Origin of the sequence: Campylobacter sp. CCUG 57310 (assembly GCF_013201975.1) — a bacterium.
Taxonomy (GTDB): Bacteria; Campylobacterota; Campylobacteria; order Campylobacterales; family Campylobacteraceae; genus Campylobacter_A; species Campylobacter_A canis.
In genome coordinates, this window is record NZ_CP053845.1 from 1,690,945 (window position 1) to 1,712,174 (window position 21,230).

Below are 21,230 nucleotides of genomic sequence, written 5' to 3' on the forward strand. Positions count from 1 at the left end.
CACTTTAGTTGTATAAGCTAAGTTGCTCTTTTAGCTCCTCTATAGTCTCTTTAACTCGCTCTTTTGTAAATCTTGCGATATCAGCTTGTCTAGGCTGACCGCTTAATATCTGACAACAATACCTAACCGCTCCGCGATAAACCAGATCGGCAAGCAGCTTCATCTGAACTTCAATGCTTACAGTCTCTTTTGTCGAATTAAACTCAAGTTCAAATTGCGCTATGATAGGTTTTTTCTTATCAAACGGTGCACAATCGGCACTAACAACACCTATGCCGCCTTCTGAGATATCGTATAAATTTCCCTTAACTTGAATTTCGCCCTGTTCTAAAACGACTTTTGTGTAACGATTTGGATATACACGCTGAAACTGCCTTAAATTCGCATGCAAGTTGTTCATATAAATAAAATTTCCAAGCGTAACCGTTAAATTTGAGATATCAAAAGATATTATGTCAGCCTTTAAATTCTGAGCAAAAAAAAGATCGGTTACTATGTATGCGTTACGCTCTTCTTTCATGGCTAAAATTTGCAACAAAGTAGTTTCGCATACTACAGTATCGTTTTCAACGGATAAAATTTTGCCTAAACACTCAACTTTAACGCCATTGTATAAATTTAAAAAATGCACCGAATGTCCATCGTTTAGGGCTTTTTCAAAGACATCAATGGCTCTTTTTAAAATTATAGAGTTACTATTTTTTACATCTTTACTCATTTGGTCCGATCTCCTCTCTCTTGGCAAGTGAAATTATTGATCAAAAATTTCGCTAATTATAGTTAAATTTTTCTATTGATTTTATTAAATTAAAACTATTTTATCTAAATTTATAAAGCGTATTTTAAAAATTTAAACTATTTTTTGAATTTTATTTTAGAAGGCTGTTTTGTTTAATGAAGAAAGAGGGGCTAAATTTGCCCCCACTCAAATTTTATATCAAGTCCTATAACTTGTCGCAGTTATTAGCTAGGTAATCGGCAACTCCGGCGGTGTCAGCTTTCATACCTTTATCACCCTTGTTCCATCCAGCAGGGCAAACTTCTCCATGCTCGTTAGTAAATAGCATAGTATCAACCATTCTTATCATCTCGTCGATATTTCTTCCAAGTGGCAAGTCATTTATAACCGCATGGCGAACCTTACCGCATTTGTCGATCAAAAATGATCCGCGAAGAGCAACTCCAGCCTCTTCGATAAGCACGTCAAATCCTTTTGATATAGCGTGATTTGTATCAGCTACGATCGGGAAGCGAACTTTGCCTATGCCGCCTTTATTTACAGGTGTTTCTTTCCATGCAAAGTGTGAGAATTGATTGTCTGTTGAAACTGCTATAACCTCGATACCGCGAGCTTTAAATTCATCATATCTTTTATCAAACGCTATTATCTCGCTTGGACAAACAAAAGTAAAGTCCATCGGGTAGAAAAATACCACCGCGCCCTTATCTCCTATATTTTTATATAGGTTAAAATCATCTACGATCTCATTGTTTCCTAAAACCGCTGCAGCCGTAAAGTCAGGCGCTTGTTTTGTTACTAACATTATATGTCTCTCCTTGTAATAATTTTTATTAATGGCTAGATTGTATCATTTATTATTTAAATTACAGTTAAATTTTATATTTTAAATTTGCCATTAAACAGAATTTTATAAATTTAAACCCTTGAAATAAATTTTATTTTTTTATATCAAATTTACTAATATTTTGATATCGTTACAAAAATTTTTAAACCTAAGGAGAAAATATGTCAGTAAAAATTACAGATATTTGCATAAGCTGTGGCTCTTGCATAGACGAGTGTCCGGTAGAAGCCATAGTAGATGATAGCGATAACCCGACAGGAGAAGATATATACTACGTATATGCCGATAAATGCGTTGAGTGCGTAGGGCACAACGACGAACCGGCTTGCGCTTCAGCCTGTCCAACCGACGGTTGTATCGTATGGGATATGCCTTACGAAGGACAGCCGTCACGCGATGAGATAAGCTCTGATATGAGAAAAAGCGCAACTCCTGTTATAGCTTAAATTTCAATAAGCCTGTTTTAGCGGGCTTATTTTGTTTTTAATATTTTTTTTGATATAATCCCCAACTCTTGAAAAAAATCAACAACACAAGGAAATTTTGATGCAACAAACACTTTCTATCATTAAGCCTGATGCTGTAAAAAAAGGTGTGATCGGTAAGATAGTCGATAGATTTGAGAGTAGCGGACTAAGAATCGCAGCTATGAAAAAATTAAGACTTAGTAAATGCGACGCTAAGGCATTTTATGCGGTTCATAAAGAAAGACCTTTCTTTAACGATTTGGTTGAATTTATGACTAGCGGACCGGTTGTAGTTATGGTTCTTGAAGGTGAAAATGCAGTAGCTAAAAACCGCGAACTAATGGGAGCTACAAATCCTAAAGAAGCGGCACCCGGAACTATTAGAGCTGACTTTGCCGAAAATATCGATGCAAACGCGGTTCACGGAAGCGATAGCCTAGAAAACGCGAAAATTGAAATTAACTTTTTCTTTGCCGCAAGAGAAATCTGCTAAGGAAAAATTTGAAAATAGCATTTGCAAAGATTGCAAACAACGAAATTCCTTTTGAATTAAAAAAGGAAGATTTAAAATTTAGCGGAAATTTAAAAAGAACTAGCCATAGTTTAATTGATTGCAAAGCTAGTATAAACGGCTCTTTAGAGCATACCTGCGATAGATGCGGCGATGACATTGCGCTAAATTTGGATGAAAATTTAAAATTAATCATAAGCGATGGAATTTACAAAGGCTCGGAAGAAAATTTAGACGATGTAGTCGAATTTTTTGACGGATTTGTTGATTTAGATGAAGTTTTTATAAGTGAAATAGAAGCTTTTAAAAGCGATTATTTTTATTGCGAAAAATGTAAAAATTTATAAAGGAGAATGAAATGGCAGTACCTAAGCGAAGAGTTAGCCACGCACGTGCGGCAAAAAGAAGAACTCACTATAAAGTAACACTTCCTATGCCGGTTAAAGATAAAGACGGCTCATGGAAAATGCCTCACCGCGCAAACAAAACAACCGGTGAGTATTAAAATATATGACAAGCATTTGCATTGATGCAATGGGCGGGGATTTTGGTCCCAAACCCATAATAGAAGGTGTAATAGAGGCTTTAAAAATAACTAAATTTAACGCAGTTTTAGCGGGCGAATCTAAAATTTTAAAACCTCTTATCCCTCCACACTTAGAAAAATACATTAGCTACCTAGAAGCCTCTGAAACAGTATCCATGGAAGACGGCGCAACGGACGCTCTTAAGAAAAAAGAAAGCACAATCTATAAAGCTATCGAGCTACTTAAAGCAAAAGAAGTTAAAGCAGTCGTATCTGCAGGCCACAGTGGTGCTACGATGAGTTTAGCCACATTACGAGTAGGTAGACTTAAAAATGTCTCAAGACCTGCGATAGCTACACTTATGCCAAATGTTTTAGGTAAAAAAACTCTTGTTTTGGACGTCGGAGCAAATGTTGACTGCAAAGCCGAACATCTATTTCAGTTTGCCGTAATGGGCGAAGCTTACGCAAAAGAGATTTTAAAAATCAAAAATCCCAAAATAGGGCTTTTGTCAAACGGCGAAGAAAAAAGCAAAGGCAATGAAGTTACAAAAGAAGCTTACGCTTTACTTTCCAAACTAGATAGCTTTGTCGGAAATGCCGAAGGCAATCAAGTATTTGACGGAAGCGTAGATGTGATAATCTGCGACGGCTTTGTCGGAAATATCTTGCTTAAAACCAGCGAAGGCGTAGCCGATGCTATAACTAAAATCATCAAAAAGCACGTTAAAAAGTCCCCTATCGCGATAGCCGGCTCACTACTAATGAAAAAAGTTTTCAAGACGCTTAAGCAACAGGTTGATTACGACGAATACGGCGGCGCACCGCTTCTTGGAGTGGATGGTTGTGTTATTATAAGTCATGGCAAAAGCAATGCAAAAGCCATTAAAAACGCTATATTTCAAGCTTTAAATTTTGCAGATTCAAACATCAACGAAGTCATCAAAGACGAACTTTCACATTTTGCAAGGTAGATTTATGCCAAAAGCCTCTCTTATCTCAATCGGCGCTTACGTTCCAAAGGATACTCTTACTAACTTTGATCTTGAAAAAATGGTAGAAACAAGCGACGAGTGGATAGTAAAACGAACAGGAATTCACACTAGACACATAGCCACAGGCGAGATAACAAGCGAAATAGGCGCAAAGGCGGCGCAAGTTGCAATTAAAAGAGCGGGTATATCCACAAACGACATCGACGCAGTGATCTGCGCAACAATAAGCCCGGATCATCTTTGTATGCCTTCCACCGCTTGCAAGATAGCTAAAATTTTAGGCATAGATAATGTAACCGCTTTTGACATAAGTGCGGCATGCACGGGTTTCATCTACCTGCTTGAGCTTGCAAAATCACTTATAGAAAGCGGTGCGAAAAAAAATATACTTATCGTAGGTGCAGAAAAACTTAGCTCAATAGTTGATTACAAAGACCGAAGCACTTGCATACTATTTGGCGATGGGGCAGGTGCGGCTATCGTTACGGCAAGTGAAAAAAACGAGATCATCGACGTGCATACTGCAAGTGATGGAAATTTCGCCGACTTACTCATAACTCCAGGGTGTGGAAGCGTACATCCTTGCTCGCCTCAGATGCTTGAAGAGAGGCTAAATTTTATACAAATGGCAGGTAACGAGGTCTTTAAAATAGCGGTTCAAACACTAACTAAAGATGTAATTGACATACTTGAAAAAAACGGCATTGCAAGCGATGAAATAGATCTTTTTATACCGCATCAAGCGAATCTACGCATAATAGATGCAGTAAAACAAAGGCTAAATTTCAGCAACTCCCAATGCGTAGTAACTGTCGGCAAATACGGCAATACAAGCTCCGCATCAATTCCTATGGCGATGAATGAAGCTTATGAGGAAGGCAGGCTTAAAAATGGAGATTTGATGCTTCTTGACGCATTTGGCGGCGGATTTACTTGGGGAAGTGCTCTACTTAAATTTGGCGGCAAATAAAATTCATTAAATCAAAACTAATTCTTTTACAGCCTATTTTTAAATCTTTTTAATGTAGTTTATCGACTTCGATAAGTTTAAGAATTTTATATCAAAAAAACTAATTCTATATTTTAAAATTTTCAGATTTTACATAACACAAGCTCTCAAACTAAACAAATGAGCTGTTGATAACTTTACACGAATTAAAAAGTATATGAAAAAGGTGTATGTAGCAATATTACGCCCTTAAACTATACTTAACTTTGGTATGCATATCCGTAGAGTAACTTCACAAATAATTTATGGATAAATTTCTCACTAAATTTAAAAAAGTATTCTAATCAATATTCGCAAATATCAATAATAAAATTAAAATTTTAACTCTCTAAATTTGCCAAAGTTGCTTTGACTAAAGCTCTTGCAAAAAGATCCGCTATAGCTCTTAGGGTATATCAAAATCTCTTATTAATTATAGTAAATCTACAAAAGATACAAGACTAAGCCACGCAAGGATAGTTTATGAAGCAAAACGGTCGGATATTTAAGCCTCATAAAGCTCTTTGAGCTTGTCATGTTCAAGTATGGTTATATTCTTCTTAGCGTCTATTGCTATGTAGCCGTTTTTCTTAAATTTAGTAATAACACGAGAAAAAGTTTCAGGCGTAGTATTTAGCATTTGAGCGATTTGCGAGTACTTTTGCATCGGCAATTTATTTTGATATTCGCTGATAAAAAGAGCTATCTTACCCTCCACGCCAAGGGCTATTTCTCGGTGTAAAAGTCCTTGTATCATCCTAAAATTTTGCGAAAGCGACCTTATGATCTCCATACAGACATTAACATCATTCATAAAATTTTTCTTAAATTTAGCAAAGTCTATCATCAAAACTTCCGAATCCTCGACAAAAACAGCCGAAGCAGGAAAAGGAGTGTCGTCAAAATTTGCAAATTTAGCCACGGGCGAACCCGGCAAAAACTCATGCAAAAACAGCTCTTTACCGTTTGGCAAGGTTTTGTAAATTTTAACTCGCCCTTTTAAAAGTATATAAAACCACTTTGGCGTTTCGCCTTCGATAAATAGTATTTCGTCGCGTTTATAGGCTCTGATTATGCTTATATCGGCAAGTTTTTGCAACCGTTCGTCATCAAGCGAACTAAATATCTGAATATCTTTAAGCATTATTTTCCGCCTTTTTCTTGCTTTTTTGGGATTTTATAAAATCTAAAATAAATTTTCAATATTTAACTAAAGTGTCAAATTTATAATAATATAAATTTAAGCTAATTTAACGCCAAAGATAGCTCGTTTGGTCATTTAAAATCAAATTCGCCCGCTAAAGCTCTTTTAAATAATACATAAAGCCATAGCGGGCGGATAATCTCTAGCCGAATTTCTTAGCGAATTCACCCATAAACGAAACTAAAGTTTTAACGTTTTCAAGGCTTACGGCATTATAGATAGAGGCGCGAATTCCGCCAAGATGACGGTGTCCTTTTAGACCTATCATGCCCGCTTTTTCGGCTTCCGCTACAAACAAAGGCTCAAGCTCGGAATTTGCGGCGATATTGTAGCTTACGTTCATTATGGAGCGATATTTTTTGATGGAGTGCCCTTTGTAAAAACCGCCCGAATTATCAATGGCTTCATATAAAATCGAAGCTTTTTGCTCGTTTATGCCTTTTATCACGTCAAGTCCGCCTTGAGACTCGATCCAGCCAAGAGTTAAATTTAGTAGATAAATTCCAAATGTCGGAGGCGTATTAAAAAGCGATTTTGCGTCGGTGTGAGTTTTATATTTAAGCATCGTAGGCACATTTTCGCCGGCTCTATCAAGCAGGTCTTTTCTGATTATCACTACGGTAACGCCGCTTGGACCCGCATTTTTCTGAGCTCCGCCATAGAGCACGCCGATATTTGAAAAATCCATTTTATAAGAGAAAAAGTCGCTTGAAGCGTCAATCACAAGTGGCGCTTTTGTATTTGGTAAGCTCTTATACTGAGTGCCGTAGATTGTATTGTTCGTGCAGATATAGGCATAATCCGCATCGTCGCTGAAATTTATATTTTCGGGAATTCTGTCGAAATTCGTATCTTTTGAGCTTGCGATCACTTCGTAGTTTATGCCTTGTATCTTAGCTTCCTTGATCGCCTTGCTCGTCCAAACTCCCGTATCTACATACTCGGCTTTGCCGCCTTTACATAAATTCATAGGGATCATTGCAAACTGCAAGCTTGCACCGCCTTGCAAAAACAAAATTTCATAATCATCGTTTATACCGTAAAGCCTTTTTATCTTATCCATCGCACCGAAATGAATCTCTTCAAAAACCTTGCTTCTATGGCTTATTTCCATTATAGAATATCCCTTGCTTTGATAGCTGGTCAGCTCTTTTTGAGCATGCTCCAGCACGCTTAAAGGCAATCCGCTAGGTCCTGCGCTGAAATTTATTTTTCTATCCACGAAAGCTCCTTTAAAAATTTTTTAAAATTTAGCACAATTTGAGTTAAAAATTAATTTTAATCCCGTTTTTTAAACTAAATTTTCAAAATTTACACTTTAAGCTATGTTTTGATACAATCTATTACTTTCCAAAGGGGCGAATTTTGGTTTTAGAGATTGAACGTAAATTTATATTAGACGGAATTTCAGCTATACAAACCCTCGAAAAAGACGGTATCTTAGCAACTTCTAACGAGATAATTCAGTTTTATACGAAAATCACACAGCTTGAAGAGGTACGGTTTCGTAAATCGGGCGACAAATTCACCGTAACACAAAAGATCGGCAGGGGACTCGTCCGCAAAGAGAGCGAAATTCCAAGCGATAAAAAAAGCTACAAAGACGCTCTTAAAGAGATCGTAGGAATGCCTATAAAAAAGACTCGTTTTGAGTTTAAGATCAACAATCTTCCATGTAATATCGATATCTATCACGAATTTCTTGAGGGGCTTGCTACGCTTGAGATTGAATTTTTAACAGTAAATGACGCTCAAAATTTTGTCATACCTGAATTTTTAGCAAGATATATAACATCAGAAATTACCGAAGATGAGCGCTATAAAAACAAATCATTGGCGCTTTTTGGCGTGCCTGAAATCAAATTTGACATACAATCAACTCTTAAAATAATAGATCAAAATCACGATTTAAAACTTGCCTTTCCAAGCTCTTTGCGCTCTTTTGACGCCGCTAGGGTTATGTTTTTTCAAATTTACAAACAGATACGAAAATATCGGCAAATCTATCTGGAAACAAAAGATGAAGAAGCGCTTCATCAGTTTCGTGTAAATTTACGCAAAACCCGCTCAATGCTTAAGCTTTTAAGCTCGGTTTTTGATAAAAAAACAGCAGATCACTTCAATAAAAATTTCAAAACCATAGCCAACTCAACAAATAAAAAACGTGATATAGACGTGTTTTTAGAGTTTTTAAAAGAAGAAAAAAGAACCAAACCGCTAATTTTAATCGCCCAAGAAGTAAAAGAGGTCGAAAATACAAAAATCACGGCTATGCTAAATGCACCAAAAAGCGAAGAAGTCTTTAAAGACTGGGAGATATTTTTAAAAGAGCAAAGCGACTTTTATCAAGGAAAAGACTATGATAAGCCTATCAAAAAAGTCGTCGCATACGCACTTAGACTACAGATATTAAGACTTCAAAAATCCCTTGCGCTTCTAGACAACGAATGTGAAAATTTACATTTTCACAACACCAGAATTCAGATAAAAAGATTAAGGTATCTTCTTGAAATTTTCATAGATATGTTTGCGATAAAATCGCTTGAAAAGTGCAAACAAAGAGCAAAAGAGATACAAGAAATATTTGGCGATCTGCAAGATAGGGATATCTGGCTTGAAATTTTAAAAGATTTAGAACAAAACAGCAAAGATTCGATTGAAATTTCATCAAAATTAAAAACTAAAATTTACAAACAGATGTTTAAACTAAGAGATAAAATTTTAGATAAAAAACCGAAATTTATGAGAAATTTAGGCAAAATTTCAAAAAATTTAAAAATTTATTACATGTAAAGAAAGATATATGCAAAAACAAGAAAAAATAGTTCAGATGTTTAACGAGATAGCTCCGACTTACGACCTTGCAAACAGGGTTTTAAGCGCGGGGATTGATATCAGATGGCGCAAGATAGCTTGCAAAAACGTGCTTGAAAAATTTAAAAATCAAAGCGTAGATATAGCCGATGTAGCTTGCGGCACGGGCGACATGATGGGATTTTGGAACAATATCGCAAAAGATTTTAACGTAAATATAAACAGCCTAACGGGCATTGATCCGTCAAGCGGCATGCTAAAAGTAGCAAAGCAGAAATTTCCAAGCTTTAAATTCATAGAAGCGAGCGCTACGGACACTACGCTACAAAGTGCCGGCATAAATGTGCTAAGCATCAGTTACGGCATAAGAAATGTCGTTGAAAGAGAGCTTGCGCTAAAGGAATTTAACCGCGTGCTAAAAAATGGCGGCTATTTGGTGGTTTTAGAATTTACCAAACGCAATAAAAAAGGCATGACGACACAGGTAAGAGACTTTTATCTAAGCAAAATTTTACCTAAAATAGGCGGATTTATCTCAAAAAACAAAGAGGCCTATGAGTATCTGCCAAGCTCGATAGAAAATTTCCTTGACAAGCAAAGCTTCGTTGATGAACTGCGCGCGGCAGGCTTTGAGATGGAGGTCTGCAAGGGCTTTTCGATGGATATCTCGACACTTTTTATAGCTAGGAAATTTAAAGATTGCTAAGTGTCAGCGAGCTAAACGAACAGGCAAAAACTCTACTTGAGACTACATTTTCTTACGTGGAGGTTGAGGGTGAAATTTCGCGCCTTACCAAGCACAATTCAGGGCACTGGTACTTCACGCTTAAAGACGAAAAAGCCTCGATCTCGGCGGTAATTTATAAATTTAACAACGCAAAGCTAAAATTTGAAATCAAAGACGGCATGAAGGTCGTTCTTTACGGCAAAATTTCACTCTACAGCCCAAGCGGAAGCTATCAGTTTATCGCAACTTCCATCAAGCCAAGCGGTGAAGGAGAGCTTGAACTTGCATTTAAGCAGCTTAAAGAAAAGCTTGAACAAGAGGGTCTATTTGAAATTTCGCGCAAAAAATCGCTTCCTAAATTTCCGCGCAAAGTAGGCATCATCACTTCGCGCACCTCAGCAGCGCTTCAAGATATGCTTAGGCTCATAAACGAGCGCTGGCACCTTAGCGAAATTTATATATTTGACTCGCTCACACAAGGCGAAAATGCTCCCTCGTCCCTTATAAAAGCTTTAAAAAGAGCCGAAGCAAGCGCGCTTGATGTGATTATTTTGGCTAGAGGCGGAGGCAGCAGAGAGGACTTGTGGTGCTTTAACGATGAAAATTTAGCGCGTGAAATTTATGCCGCGACAACCCCTATCATAAGCGCAATCGGACACGAGATAGACTACGTTATAAGCGATTTTGCGGCTGATTTTAGAGCGCCTACTCCAAGCGCTGCGATAAATTCGCTAATGCCAAATAAAGAAGAAATTTTTCAAACGATCGATATGATGAACCAAAGCCTTCAAAGAGCGTTTGAACTGGCACTTGAGCGTAAAGAAAATCTATTAAAAAATTTGCAAACTAAATTTTCTCAAGCAAGTTTAGAGCAAAAAATCGTCCACAAAGAGCAAATTTTAATTAATTTTAGATCAAATTTAAAAAATGCGATCGGCACAAAATTTCTTAAATTCGAAAACAAAATTTTAACCTTACAAAAAAGCTACGCCCAACAAGAGGCGTTTTTCGAGCAAATTTCATCGTTTGTCAGAGTTCAAAAAGACGGAAAAACAGTAAGTCTAGCCAATCTGCAATCAGGCGATGAGGTCGTTTTAAGCTCGGTTCAAACGACTAAAAAAGCAAAAATTTTATAAACTATAAAAATGAATCTAAAATTTATCCCTCAAAACGTCTTTCAGGCTACACAAAGAACAAATCACCTCGATAGAGCCTTCTTGTCTAAAGAGCTTTTTGTAGATCAGTTTTTTAGTTTCACAAGCTCAAACCACCCGTCTTTCTTGCAAGAACTAAGACAAAACCTAAAAGAAACTCACAAAGTAACGAGCAAAGATAGCGTCTATACCGCTATAGATGAAGTCGTCAGCTATGCTTGTTACTACAATATCATCTTAGATCTTTTGTATAAAGCTTACGAGGAGCTTGGTGAGAGACTTGAAAGTATGACTTGCGAAGAGTTTATGGGCACGTATCTTACGGACGAGTATCTAAAAAACGCTTTAAAAGCGGTTCAAACTAACTTTTCTTATAGAAAATTTGAGCTTTATAAAGAGAATTTTGCTTATTTTGCAAAGTCGTTTTTTGGCGTTAGCGGCGAAGAGGACGACGAAAACGACGTGCCTAAATTTGTGAAATTTTGCAAGCAGACAAGTGAAATTTATGCGCTTTGTAAAAACGTGGGCAACAGAGGCTATGAACTCTCAAAAATTTTTGAAATCATATCTGATAGCTTTGCGGTGGGTTACATCAACAAGAGCGAATTTTGTGAGCTGATGAACTTTTACGCAGAAAAAGTGCAAAAGATATTTAGCGGTTGGGACGAGTTTATCGCTAGCTGCGTTCTTGGAGGCGCGTTTAGATTTTTTGACGAGGGCGAGATTGATTACATCAAAGAAAGCTACGATCAGATAAACGCCTTTCATAGGTTATTAAACTCGGCTTACGACGTCTTTAGCACAAGCGGAATTTGGACGCAGAATTTTGACAAAGCAAAGATAAACATTTTAAATCTGCTTGATAAATACGCCGATTTCAAAGAAGAGAAAAACGATAAGGAATACACCCAAAATATCCTAAATTGGCTTGAAAAAGAAACACAAAAATGCGGTTTAGAATTTAAACACTTGCAACAAGCGACGGAAATTTATTACAAGTGTTTTTACGGCACTCTTAAAAACTCTCGTATCGAATTTATGCTTGAATCAAAAAATAACGGCGTAATAACACCCAGAAAAACGCTTGAGCTGGAGCATTCCTTATACAAAGAAGTTAAAATTTTCATGGATGAAACGGGCTTTAAATTTAGCGACAAAGAGTTTCCCGTCCTTCTTATCTTAGCTCCTAAAAAGACGCTAATAACCAACCAAGCCGTCTATATTTACAGCGGAGTACTCTTTAAAAAGCTTAAAAAATTTAACTTACAAGAGATAAGTTGCGAGGTGAAATTCGCCTATCCTGATGAAATTCACTGCTATTTAAACGACAAAGAGTATTTTTGTATAAGTATCAAAGAATATTTAAATTTAACGGGTAAAAAGCCACTTAAAGTCGTAAGTCATAAAGACTTTTTTGACAATGAAATTTCATCGCTAAATTTAGCAATAAACGAGCTTAAAAAAACTGCGGAAACTTTAGGGGAGAATTTGTGAAAAAAGATTTTATAGCGGGCAATATATTTCAAGTTATTTACAAAGTAAGCGAACTAGACAGGATTTTCATCTCAAAAGAGCTTGCAAAGGAGCGGATTTTTAGTCTTGTGGATTTTAACCACCCCGAAAATTTACAAACTATCGCGCAAGATTTGCAAGAATTTTACGGAGTAACCGATAAAAACAGCATGTATCAGGCGATCATGCACTATGACAGCTTGGAATTTGAAGGGGTTTTAGTCAATCTACTTTATATGGCGTATAAAGAATTTAGCGATAAGCTTACGGATATGACTTGGGCTGAATTTGCGCCTAGATACCTAAGCGAGAGCAGCTTAAAAGAGGCTCTTAAAATTTATCTTATAAACTTTAGCGATGAGGATTTTAAAGCTTACAAAGAGAGATTTGAAAGCTTTAGCAAGGGCTTTTTCGGTTTGGGTGAAAGTGAGCGAAATTTAGTTCCAAATTTTGTAAATTTCTGCAATCAAACAAGCGAGCTTTTTACTCTTTGTGAGCGCACGAGCGTTAGCGCATTTGATTATGCCAGAGTGCTTCAAATCCTAAGTTACAGCTACGCGGCAAATTACATAGACGAGAAAGAATACTTCGAGCAATATAATTTTTATATGAATTTAATAACTCAAATTTTTAGCGGATTTGGCGAATTTATGGCAAGCTTTTTACTCGGTTCGGCGTTTATGAATTTAAGCTATAGCGATGATAAAACGGACTTCATAAAAGATATAAACGAGCGCATAAAAGCTCTTTACGTCGCGCTAAATTCGCCTTACGATATGTTTAAAGAAAGCGGAATTTGGGCTGATAGCTTAAAAGCCGAGCGAGCTAAACTGAACGAAATTTTAATCAAGCATATAGACAAAAATGAAAATCAAAAGAAGCTTGATGAGATGAACTCGCTTCTTGATAATCTAAAGCAAGATATCAAAAAACACGGCTTTAGCTTTGAAATTTTTACTCAAACGCTTGATCTGTTTTACGAGAACTTCTATAGTATCCTAAAAGAGTATAAGGTGGAGACTCTTATATCAATCCCCGATCAAAATTTAATATTCACTCCGCGAGACGAGCTTGAGCTTAACTTCTACGCTAGCGCAGATACATTCATAAAAAAGGCTAAAATTTTATTGCAAAGCGACGAATTTCCGATTATGGTAAATTTAAGCAGCAAAAGCTGGCTTATCACAAATAAAGCCGTTTATATACTAAGCGGAATGCTGATGTTTAAAAAGCTTAAAAGAGTTGCGCTAAACGAGGCTGATTTTAAGATCAAGACGCATTTTACTAGAGAAATTCGCTGCTTCGTTAATCAAAATGACTATTTTGAGATATGCACTAACGAGTATGAAAAACTAACAGGCAAAAAACTAGGAGTAGAAGATGACAAGAACGATTTAATCCTTAAAGATGAAATAACCGCGCTTTCGCTTGCGTTTAACAAGTTAAAGAGTATTGCAAAATCTTAAAGATAAAATACGGTTGTAAATTTATCTGTTTGTTATCTTAATTAGTTATCATTATAAAAATTTACAAACAAAAGGAAAAACATGCTAAAAACAGGCTTGAAATTTATAGCTGCAGGAGCTATGATAGCGCTGCTGGCTGGTTGTGCAAAAGAGAGCTCAAGAGTAGTTGAAACCCCAAAAGTAAATACCGTAAATACATACTATGGCGGCACAAAAGTAGCGATATCAATAGGCAGGTTTAACAACCAATCCTCTTATCAAAACGGAATTTTCGGCGACGGAGAAGATAGATTAGGCAATCAAGCCCAAACTATTTTAGTGAGCAACCTGCAACAAACCGGTAGATTTTCCGTGATGGATAGAACAAATATGAAGGCTATCAAACAAGAGAGCAACATAAACAAAAAAGCGCAAAATTTAAAAGGAGCTAAATACGTTATCACGGGCGACGTAACCGAATTTGGCAGAAAAACTACGGGCGATCATCAGCTATTTGGAATCCTTGGCAAAGGTAAGACTCAAACCGCATACGCAAAGGTAAATTTAAACGTAGTTGAGGTTGAAACTTCCGAGGTTGTCTATTCGTCTCAGGGTGCCGGAGAATACGCGCTATCAAACAGAGAGGTTATAGGATTTGGCGGAACGGCGGGATATGACTCTACGCTAAACGGCAAAGTTTTAAGTCTAGCCATAATAGAAGCGGTAAATAACCTTGTCGCAGGGCTTGAAAGCGGCGCCTGGACAGCAAAATAAGGCTAAAATTTGAACACTAAAATCATATTGCCCGTGCTTTTTGCGTTGCTTTTTGCAGGCTGCGCATCTAGCACCCCAAGGCAAATTTATTATTGGAACGGCTCTTATACGGCTTCGACGTATGATTATTTAAACGAAACGAGCGATTTTTATAAGCATATAGACGAGCTTGAAGAAACGGTTGAGTACGCATACGCTTCAGGGCGCAAGATACCGCCCGGACTGCTAGCTCACATAGGTCTTTTATACTCAAACATAGGCAACGATCAAAAAGCAAGTATGTATCTTGAAAAAGAGGCTGAAATTTTCCCGGAATCAAGAGCTTATATCGAGTTTTTAAAACAACAAAAGCTAAAAAAAGGTCGCAAAAATGGTAAATAAATTTAGATCAACTCTTATTTTGGGTTTATTTGCGATTCTTTTTTCGGCATGCGCGAGTGATCCTAGACCGCAGTATGACTACTCCGCATTTTTACAAACCAAGCCAAGATCGATACTGGTATTAATGCCCACAAACGAATCAACCGAGATAAAAGCATCCTCGGCAGTGCTTGCAAATGCGATATTTCCGCTAAGCGAGGCCGGGTATTACGTATTTGACCCCTCTTTGGTAAATGACACGTTTAAATTTAACGGAGTTTACGAGCCAAGCGAAATTCATCAAATTTCAGTAAATAAGCTAAAGCAAATTTTCGGTGCCGATAGTGTTCTTTATATAAATATCAAAGAGTATGGCTCAACTTATATGGTGCTTGATAGTGTTACTAAAGTATCCGTTGAAGCAAAGCTGATTGATACAAATACGGGCAATATCATGTGGCAAAAAACAGCATCGGCGACAAACAGCTCCCAAGGCAGTAGCGATATAGCAAGCATGCTCTTAAACGCGCTGATAAAACAGGTAGCCGACACTTTAAGCGATGTTAGCTATGAGTTATCGGCTAGGGCGGATAGAATTTTATTTGCTCAAGACTGCTACGACTGCTTGCTTTATGGACCGTATTCGCCCTATTACGGCAAAGATAGCCAGCTTACAAAGTAGCCATGGAAGTTAAAAATTTTATAAAGATAGAGGAGCACTTGCTAAAAAATCACTTAGCAAGTCTCTATTTTGAAAATTCGCCTTTAAAAACCGATATAGCTTTAAGATACTACTACTATCCTCACGACGCAAAAGAGGCTACTAACGACACCATAGAAGCCTCTTTGAAACAAGCCGGCTATCAAAAGCTCTACATACCGCTTAGAGATATGATGAAAACGGCAAATATAACGCCTCCGCCCGAACATGAGATGGATAGTGAAAACAACTGGGTATTTTGCTTTATAAATTTAAAAGTATCTCCGCCGATAAAAGAGAGTTTTAAAAAATATTTTAATGAAGAAAAGATAACCTTTATCTGCGTGCCTTTTATAAATAGCCAAAATCAAAGAGATTTTAGTCTCCTCATCTCATCGCCATCAACCGGAAGGCTGTTTTTGGAGATGAAGTCTTGTAGGCTGCTAAAAAATAGCGATGAAACAGATAAAAAATATTTTGAAATTTTTAACGAGGCTGCAAATTTTATCTGCGAAGAATTAGAAATTCACTAAAAAGATGACGCAAATTTGTCTTAAAACATAAATCAAAAGGAGCGCTTGCTCCTTTTAAAATTATTTGCAGCTTGGCTTGCCTGTGCGGTGATTTATCGCTCCGTTTTCTATAAGAAGCTTAACCATCTCGGGATGATTATTATCGCAAGCAAAGGATAGTGCGCTTTGATCCTTTGGAGTTGCCACCAAATTTACGTTTGCGCCCTGAGATATGAGATATTTTGCTATCTCTATGCGGTTATTGCTTGCGGCTACGATTAAAAGCGTCTCTGCGTCACTTTCTACGGTCTGATCGTTAAAATCAACCTTCTTGCCTGTCTTTTCCTCTATCTTGGCTTGAATTTTACGAACGATGTTAAGATTTTTACCTAAAACGGCTGACTTTAAAGAGTTATAAACATCACCCCTATCGGTTGCAAAGACATCAGCGCCTTGTGCTATGAGATAATCAACCATATCTTCATATCCGATAAAAGCAGCCCAGCCAAGTGCCGTTTGATCAAGACTTGCGCTATCTTTCGCCTCGATATCCTGACCGCTAGCAACCATCTGCTTAACTTTTTGCAAATTTCCTTGCTTTACGGCATCAAACCACTCGGCATCTTTCCCGCTTGAAGCCTCTTTGTAAAATATCCTCCACTTTAGCTTGGTAGGACTTGCGATGTCTTGCATCTCTTCTAAACTAAAGCGAAATTTACTCAGATCCGCATCCTTTGCATTAGCCACACCAAAAACCGAACAAACAGCCAAAATAGCGGCTAAAATTTTAAAATTTTTTTGCATTTTTACTCCTTGAAGTGCGAATTTTATCAAAGAATTTATGATTTATTATTAACGCTATTTCAATAAAATAGTTAAAATTTTAAAAAGGTCGTTATGAAAGAGTTACAATATATACCCGATATCATAGATTTAATCCAAGAAGAGCTTTCGGGAGGTCATTTTGCAAACCCTCCTTTTGGCGGCAGCTATATGAAAGTTTGGCAGTTTTTCTATCCTTTTAGCATATCTTACGCAACCAAAGGGCTTACAAATCACTTCTTATCAAAAGCGGGTTATACCGACACTTATACACCGCTTAAGGAATTTATGAGTAAAGCAGGCTTTAGCGCGATACCAAAAGAGGAATTAAACGACGACTACAACGATGTATTTTTAATGATTAGCTTTTATCATTATCCGGCTATATCAAATAAATTAAAAAAGCTATACGCTAATGAAAAGCTGCTATTTTTCGTTATCCCCTATGGAGAAAGCGAAGAGGATTATAAAATTTTACTCAAATCAGAGCCAAACGAAAATATATTTTTAGATATGAAAGAGAGTAGAATTTTAAATCCAAATAGCGAGGATAAAGAGGATCAAATCTACCTTAATACACTTAGCAAAGCGATTAAATTTATCTGCAAAAGGCTTGGCATAGTAATTGATGATGAGCTTTTAAATTTAACTACCGATGAGGCTTTGAGCGAATTTATGAATTTATGCGAAGTAAAAGACAAAGAGGAGTTTAAAAAGCGCTTTTATAAAGTGCTTCTTGAGCCTGAAATTTGTAGCGCCGAGCTTGCCGAGCAGGGTTATGCCGATCCCGATGAAACTCTTAGTAGAAAAGAGTTATTTTATAGTTTTTTACTTGCACCGATGCTTGAGGCTCATGAGGATGACTGGAAATTTGACACGAAGGATTTAAGCGCTTATATATTTAAATTTACGGGTAAAAGGTTGCGCTTAAGTGAGGATATGGAGCTTTTTGATGTTGCAGATAGGCTTGAAAAAAGGTCGGAATTTTCGCTGATTGAGATTGATACGCAGATGGATAGCATCTGTGTTTTTGTATGTAAAAAAGAGCACAAAGAAAAGATCGTAGATCTTGGACGAATGCTTGGATTTGACATTAAGGGGTTTTAAAATTGAAAAACGCAGTTGAGAAATTTAAAGACATAGAGAGATATTTAAACGAGAACGAGGCTACGACTATAAGCTTTGACAAATCGCCTTTTGCTGCAGACGTAACGGTTGATTATTACCTCTATCCGCAGGAATTTTTAAATGATGACGAGGCGCAAAACGCGTTAAAAAGAGCTAAATTTAACAACCTATACGAACCGCTTGCAAAACTTATGCAAAACGCCAAGCTAATTCCGCCTTCAAAAGAGCGAATTGATAGCGGTGAAGGCTGTTTTTTTACCGTTATAGGCGTGTGCGTAAAGCCGGTGATAAAGCTTGATATGAAAAAATATCTGCACTTAGAAGATATCGCCTTCATCTGCTTGCCGTTTGAAGATGATGAGGGCAAAGAGGGCTTTAAGATACTCATCAAGTCGCCTACTACGGGAGATTTGTTTTTTGAGATGAGAGACTGCAGGCTCTTGGGCGAAGATTTAAAGGACGAGCAAGAGAAAAAATACATAGAAGTGTTCATAAAAGCTGTAAATTTCATCCACAAAAGGCTAAATTTAAGTACAGATGAAACCGAGGATATAAATTTAAGCACCCAAGACGCTCTTAGCGAATTTGCAAATCTAACCCAGATGAGCGCTAAAAACGAAGCGGAATTTGTAAAAAGATTTTTCTTGGCTCAAAATGAACCCCAAAAGTGTGCGAAAATTTTAATAGAAAAAGGAATTTTATGGCAAGGATACGAAAACCATACTCCAAGCCGGGAATTTCTAGTCTATAACTTTATCTTAAAAGACACGCTTAAAAGCTTTGAAAGCCATTGGGAGATAGATATTTCAGGGCTTAAAAGATACATAAAGAAAACAACGGGCGATGAGCTTAAAATCAGCAAAAGCGATATCCTAGAGCCTTACAAGATAGCTTTAAAGCTGGAAGAAATTTCAGACTACACGATACTAAACGTAAATCCGAGTAAAGATAGCTTAGAGGGGTATTGCTTCTTTGTTTGCAAAAAAGAGGATAAAGATAGGATTTTAAAGCTGGCGGAGTTTTTAAATTTAAATATCCACGAATTTTGATTTTTCAAGATAAATCAAGAAATTTTAACGCCGTCTTAAAAATTAAAGGTATAATTTTTACAAAACAAATTTTAGGAGCAGCTATGAAACTGGCAGAGGCCCTTATCCTGCGTGCGGATTTACAAAAACGCATCGAACAGCTTCGTGTGCGACTTAACAACAATGCAAAAGTCCAAGAAAACGACGAAGTTGCGGAGCAACCAAGCGAACTTTTAAAAGAGCTTGACGGCTGTATAAACGAGCTAAATTCTCTCATATCAAAGATCAATAAAACCAACTGCGCTTCTCAAATCGAAGGGCAAAATTTGGTCGATCTTATAGCTAAGCGCGATACTATGACGATGAAAGCCGGAATTTTGAGGGGTTTTATAGAAAACGCCAGCAGAAAAGTCGAGATGTATTCAAGCAAAGAGATTCGAATCTTAAGCACGGTGGACGTAGCAAGCCTGCAAAAAGAGCTTGACGGAATTTCAAAAGAGATTCGCCAGACCGATACGCTGCTTCAAAGAGCAAATTGGCAGGTTGATCTGATTTAAATTTTGGTTAAATATCATCAAAAGCGAGTATAAATCCGTTTAAAACTAGGCTACACCCGCGATTAGGAGAGATCGCAAACAAGCAGATTTATCTCAGTAATCTTACAAGGGCAAAGTTAGCGAGTAATGTTACTACCATATACTGATTTGATGATACAGGGTGGGTTTGGGGGCAGATAAACCTAGCGGTTAATTCAAAATTCGGTTTAAATTTGATCCGCTAAAATTTAAAACAAAAAGGAAGATAAATGTCGGGATATATTAAATTTTTAGGCCTAGCGATAACCGCGGCTTTGTTTTCAGGTTGCTTTGAAACTAAAAAAGAGTTAGCTTGCGATGATAGAAATGTTCAAGAGACCATTAAAAAACTTATCAAACCTCATCTTGGCGATCTTTTTGCTGCAAGTGTTTATAAAGACGAGCTTAACTCAAACAAGGCAGTAAAAGACGTAGTATCCAATCTATCCTCGGGCTTTTCGCTCAAAAAAGTTCTACAAACAAGCCATGTCGCTCAAAAATTTGACCCCTCAAAAGAGTGTGATAAAGACGATCTGCTTTGTAAAATCATTAAAGTATCGGATAAATTTAATGAAAAAGCCACTTTGGATATGATTGTGCTTAACGGCTTTAATACCACAGACAAAAGTAGCGACGGAAACGCTATCGCTTGTAGTGCGGATATCGGCATTAAAGATACTCAAAAGATAATTCCCGATATAAATGCGACAAATTTTCCTAAAATTTCTACGCTTGATTATGAAGCGAAGCTAACCGAAGATAAAAAGCAAATCAGAGTCGAGATAAAAAGACTTTAAAGACTTTTTAGGCGCTATTCTTTGTAGCAAGATAAAAATAAACTGAAATCAAAAATGAAAATTTGAGTAAATTTATAAAATAAGATTTGGTTATTTTATCTTTAAATTTATGAATTGACTAAAATAAAAAGAAACGGCAAGGGCTAAATTTAGCCCTTATCTGCAATGTTTGCAATCCTTAACTGTGGCTAGAACATTCATCCTCTCAACTATGTTTCCAAGCCTTTTTTCAAGCTTCTGCTTACAATCATCAAGCGATATATCACTATGGGCTACGTCGCTGACTTTACCGCATTTTTCGCATACCACGTGTATATGAGGCTCTTCAAAGATATCATATCTTGCCTTTTGGTTTGGCATATTTACTTCAACTACCAAACCTTCGTCTTTTAGCATATTTAGGTTTTTATATACCGTGGCAAGCGATACTGAAGGATTTTCGATACAAATTTCTTCATAAAGCTCATCGATAGTCGGGTGCATATGACGATTTAAAATTTTTAGCACGCTGATGCGCTGCGGAGTTGCTTTTAGTCCGTGTTCTTTCAATAAATTCATATAGTTCATGCTTCTCTCCCAATTTTTTTAGCTAACTATACAAAAAA

The 21,230-nt window shown here is 37.0% G+C and carries 25 protein-coding genes; 19 read left to right on the forward strand and 6 right to left on the reverse strand.

What is annotated here, in order from left to right:
- Positions 1-4: 4 nt before the first annotated feature.
- A complete protein-coding gene (locus CORI_RS08530) occupies positions 5-718 on the reverse strand; it encodes a PilZ domain-containing protein (protein ID WP_173031621.1) in 714 nt (237 codons plus the stop codon).
- A gap of 226 nt (positions 719-944) precedes the next feature.
- A complete protein-coding gene (locus CORI_RS08535; protein WP_169942208.1) occupies positions 945-1,544 on the reverse strand; it encodes a peroxiredoxin in 600 nt (199 codons plus the stop codon).
- 203 nt (positions 1,545-1,747) lie between these two features.
- On the opposite strand from CORI_RS08535, the gene CORI_RS08540 reads away from it, so the two are divergent.
- From CORI_RS08540 to CORI_RS08565, 6 genes are all read left to right on the forward strand, one after another.
- The gene (locus CORI_RS08540) at positions 1,748-2,032 is read left to right on the forward strand and encodes a DUF362 domain-containing protein (protein WP_172201024.1); all 285 of its coding nucleotides are present in this window, start codon (positions 1,748-1,750) and stop codon (positions 2,030-2,032) included.
- Positions 2,033-2,132: 100 nt separating this feature from the next.
- The gene (gene ndk, locus CORI_RS08545; protein ID WP_173031622.1) at positions 2,133-2,546 is read left to right on the forward strand and encodes a nucleoside-diphosphate kinase; all 414 of its coding nucleotides are present in this window, start codon (positions 2,133-2,135) and stop codon (positions 2,544-2,546) included.
- An 8-nt stretch (positions 2,547-2,554) separates the two neighbouring features.
- Positions 2,555-2,911, forward strand: coding sequence for a hypothetical protein (locus CORI_RS08550; protein ID WP_173031623.1), 357 nt, complete (start codon positions 2,555-2,557; stop codon positions 2,909-2,911).
- A gap of 11 nt (positions 2,912-2,922) precedes the next feature.
- Positions 2,923-3,069, forward strand: coding sequence for a 50S ribosomal protein L32 (gene rpmF / locus CORI_RS08555; RefSeq protein WP_169942201.1), 147 nt, complete (start codon positions 2,923-2,925; stop codon positions 3,067-3,069).
- A 5-nt stretch (positions 3,070-3,074) separates the two neighbouring features.
- Positions 3,075-4,064 carry a phosphate acyltransferase PlsX gene (plsX, locus tag CORI_RS08560; RefSeq protein WP_173031624.1) on the forward strand — a complete coding sequence of 330 codons (990 nt, stop codon included), beginning with the start codon at positions 3,075-3,077 and terminating at the stop codon, positions 4,062-4,064.
- 4 nt (positions 4,065-4,068) lie between these two features.
- Positions 4,069-5,055 carry a beta-ketoacyl-ACP synthase III gene (locus CORI_RS08565; RefSeq protein ID WP_173031625.1) on the forward strand — a complete coding sequence of 329 codons (987 nt, stop codon included), beginning with the start codon at positions 4,069-4,071 and terminating at the stop codon, positions 5,053-5,055.
- 523 nt (positions 5,056-5,578) lie between these two features.
- Here the strand turns inward: CORI_RS08565 and CORI_RS08570 are convergent.
- Both CORI_RS08570 and serC read right to left on the reverse strand, forming a co-directional pair.
- Positions 5,579-6,217, reverse strand: a complete 639-nt coding sequence (locus CORI_RS08570; protein ID WP_173031626.1) for a Crp/Fnr family transcriptional regulator — start codon at positions 6,215-6,217, stop codon at positions 5,579-5,581.
- A gap of 202 nt (positions 6,218-6,419) precedes the next feature.
- Positions 6,420-7,499 carry a phosphoserine transaminase gene (serC, locus tag CORI_RS08575; RefSeq protein ID WP_173031627.1) on the reverse strand — a complete coding sequence of 360 codons (1,080 nt, stop codon included), beginning with the start codon at positions 7,497-7,499 and terminating at the stop codon, positions 6,420-6,422.
- Positions 7,500-7,642: 143 nt separating this feature from the next.
- Here serC and CORI_RS08580 point away from each other — a divergent pair, with 143 nt between their 5' ends.
- From CORI_RS08580 to CORI_RS08620, 9 genes are all read left to right on the forward strand, one after another.
- Positions 7,643-9,070 carry a CHAD domain-containing protein gene (locus tag CORI_RS08580; RefSeq protein ID WP_173031628.1) on the forward strand — a complete coding sequence of 476 codons (1,428 nt, stop codon included), beginning with the start codon at positions 7,643-7,645 and terminating at the stop codon, positions 9,068-9,070.
- Positions 9,071-9,080: 10 nt separating this feature from the next.
- Positions 9,081-9,797 carry a bifunctional demethylmenaquinone methyltransferase/2-methoxy-6-polyprenyl-1,4-benzoquinol methylase UbiE gene (gene ubiE / locus CORI_RS08585; protein WP_173031629.1) on the forward strand — a complete coding sequence of 239 codons (717 nt, stop codon included), beginning with the start codon at positions 9,081-9,083 and terminating at the stop codon, positions 9,795-9,797.
- On the forward strand, positions 9,791-10,954 hold the full coding sequence (gene xseA / locus CORI_RS08590) for an exodeoxyribonuclease VII large subunit (protein ID WP_173031630.1): 1,164 nt from the start codon (positions 9,791-9,793) through the stop codon (positions 10,952-10,954). Before ubiE ends, xseA begins: the two co-directional genes overlap by 7 nt.
- Positions 10,955-10,963: 9 nt before the next feature.
- Positions 10,964-12,466 (forward strand): DUF1266 domain-containing protein, encoded by a 1,503-nt coding sequence (locus CORI_RS08595; protein ID WP_173031631.1) that lies wholly within the window; start codon positions 10,964-10,966, stop codon positions 12,464-12,466.
- Positions 12,463-13,950: a DUF1266 domain-containing protein gene (locus CORI_RS08600; RefSeq protein ID WP_173031632.1), complete on the forward strand. Its 1,488-nt coding sequence runs from the start codon at positions 12,463-12,465 to the stop codon at positions 13,948-13,950. Before CORI_RS08595 ends, CORI_RS08600 begins: the two co-directional genes overlap by 4 nt.
- 81 nt (positions 13,951-14,031) lie before the next feature.
- A complete protein-coding gene (locus CORI_RS08605; RefSeq protein ID WP_169942181.1) occupies positions 14,032-14,703 on the forward strand; it encodes a CsgG/HfaB family protein in 672 nt (223 codons plus the stop codon).
- Positions 14,704-14,712: 9 nt separating this feature from the next.
- Positions 14,713-15,084, forward strand: coding sequence for a DUF4810 domain-containing protein (locus CORI_RS08610; protein WP_169942179.1), 372 nt, complete (start codon positions 14,713-14,715; stop codon positions 15,082-15,084).
- The gene (locus CORI_RS08615; protein WP_173031633.1) at positions 15,074-15,745 is read left to right on the forward strand and encodes a GNA1162 family protein; all 672 of its coding nucleotides are present in this window, start codon (positions 15,074-15,076) and stop codon (positions 15,743-15,745) included. Before CORI_RS08610 ends, CORI_RS08615 begins: the two co-directional genes overlap by 11 nt.
- Positions 15,746-15,747: 2 nt before the next feature.
- A complete protein-coding gene (locus CORI_RS08620) occupies positions 15,748-16,296 on the forward strand; it encodes a hypothetical protein (RefSeq protein WP_173031634.1) in 549 nt (182 codons plus the stop codon).
- 60 nt (positions 16,297-16,356) lie between these two features.
- Here the strand turns inward: CORI_RS08620 and CORI_RS08625 are convergent, their stop codons facing one another.
- Complete coding sequence (locus CORI_RS08625; RefSeq protein WP_173031635.1) at positions 16,357-17,079, reverse strand: ankyrin repeat domain-containing protein; 723 nt, start codon at positions 17,077-17,079, stop codon at positions 16,357-16,359.
- Between the two features lie 93 nt (positions 17,080-17,172).
- Between CORI_RS08625 and CORI_RS08630 the strand changes: the two genes are divergently transcribed.
- The 4 genes from CORI_RS08630 (at position 17,173) to CORI_RS08645 (ending at position 20,625) form a co-directional block, all read left to right on the forward strand.
- Entirely contained in the window at positions 17,173-18,204 is a 1,032-nt protein-coding gene (locus CORI_RS08630; protein WP_173031636.1) for a hypothetical protein, read from the forward strand.
- Between the two features lie 2 nt (positions 18,205-18,206).
- Complete coding sequence (locus CORI_RS08635) at positions 18,207-19,274, forward strand: hypothetical protein (RefSeq protein ID WP_173031637.1); 1,068 nt, start codon at positions 18,207-18,209, stop codon at positions 19,272-19,274.
- 83 nt (positions 19,275-19,357) lie between these two features.
- A complete protein-coding gene (locus tag CORI_RS08640) occupies positions 19,358-19,810 on the forward strand; it encodes a DIP1984 family protein (protein ID WP_173031638.1) in 453 nt (150 codons plus the stop codon).
- Between the two features lie 248 nt (positions 19,811-20,058).
- Positions 20,059-20,625 carry a hypothetical protein gene (locus tag CORI_RS08645; RefSeq protein ID WP_173031639.1) on the forward strand — a complete coding sequence of 189 codons (567 nt, stop codon included), beginning with the start codon at positions 20,059-20,061 and terminating at the stop codon, positions 20,623-20,625.
- A gap of 156 nt (positions 20,626-20,781) precedes the next feature.
- Here the strand turns inward: CORI_RS08645 and CORI_RS08650 are convergent, their stop codons facing one another.
- Positions 20,782-21,192: a Fur family transcriptional regulator gene (locus CORI_RS08650; protein WP_169942163.1), complete on the reverse strand. Its 411-nt coding sequence runs from the start codon at positions 21,190-21,192 to the stop codon at positions 20,782-20,784.
- Positions 21,193-21,230 lie beyond the last annotated feature (38 nt).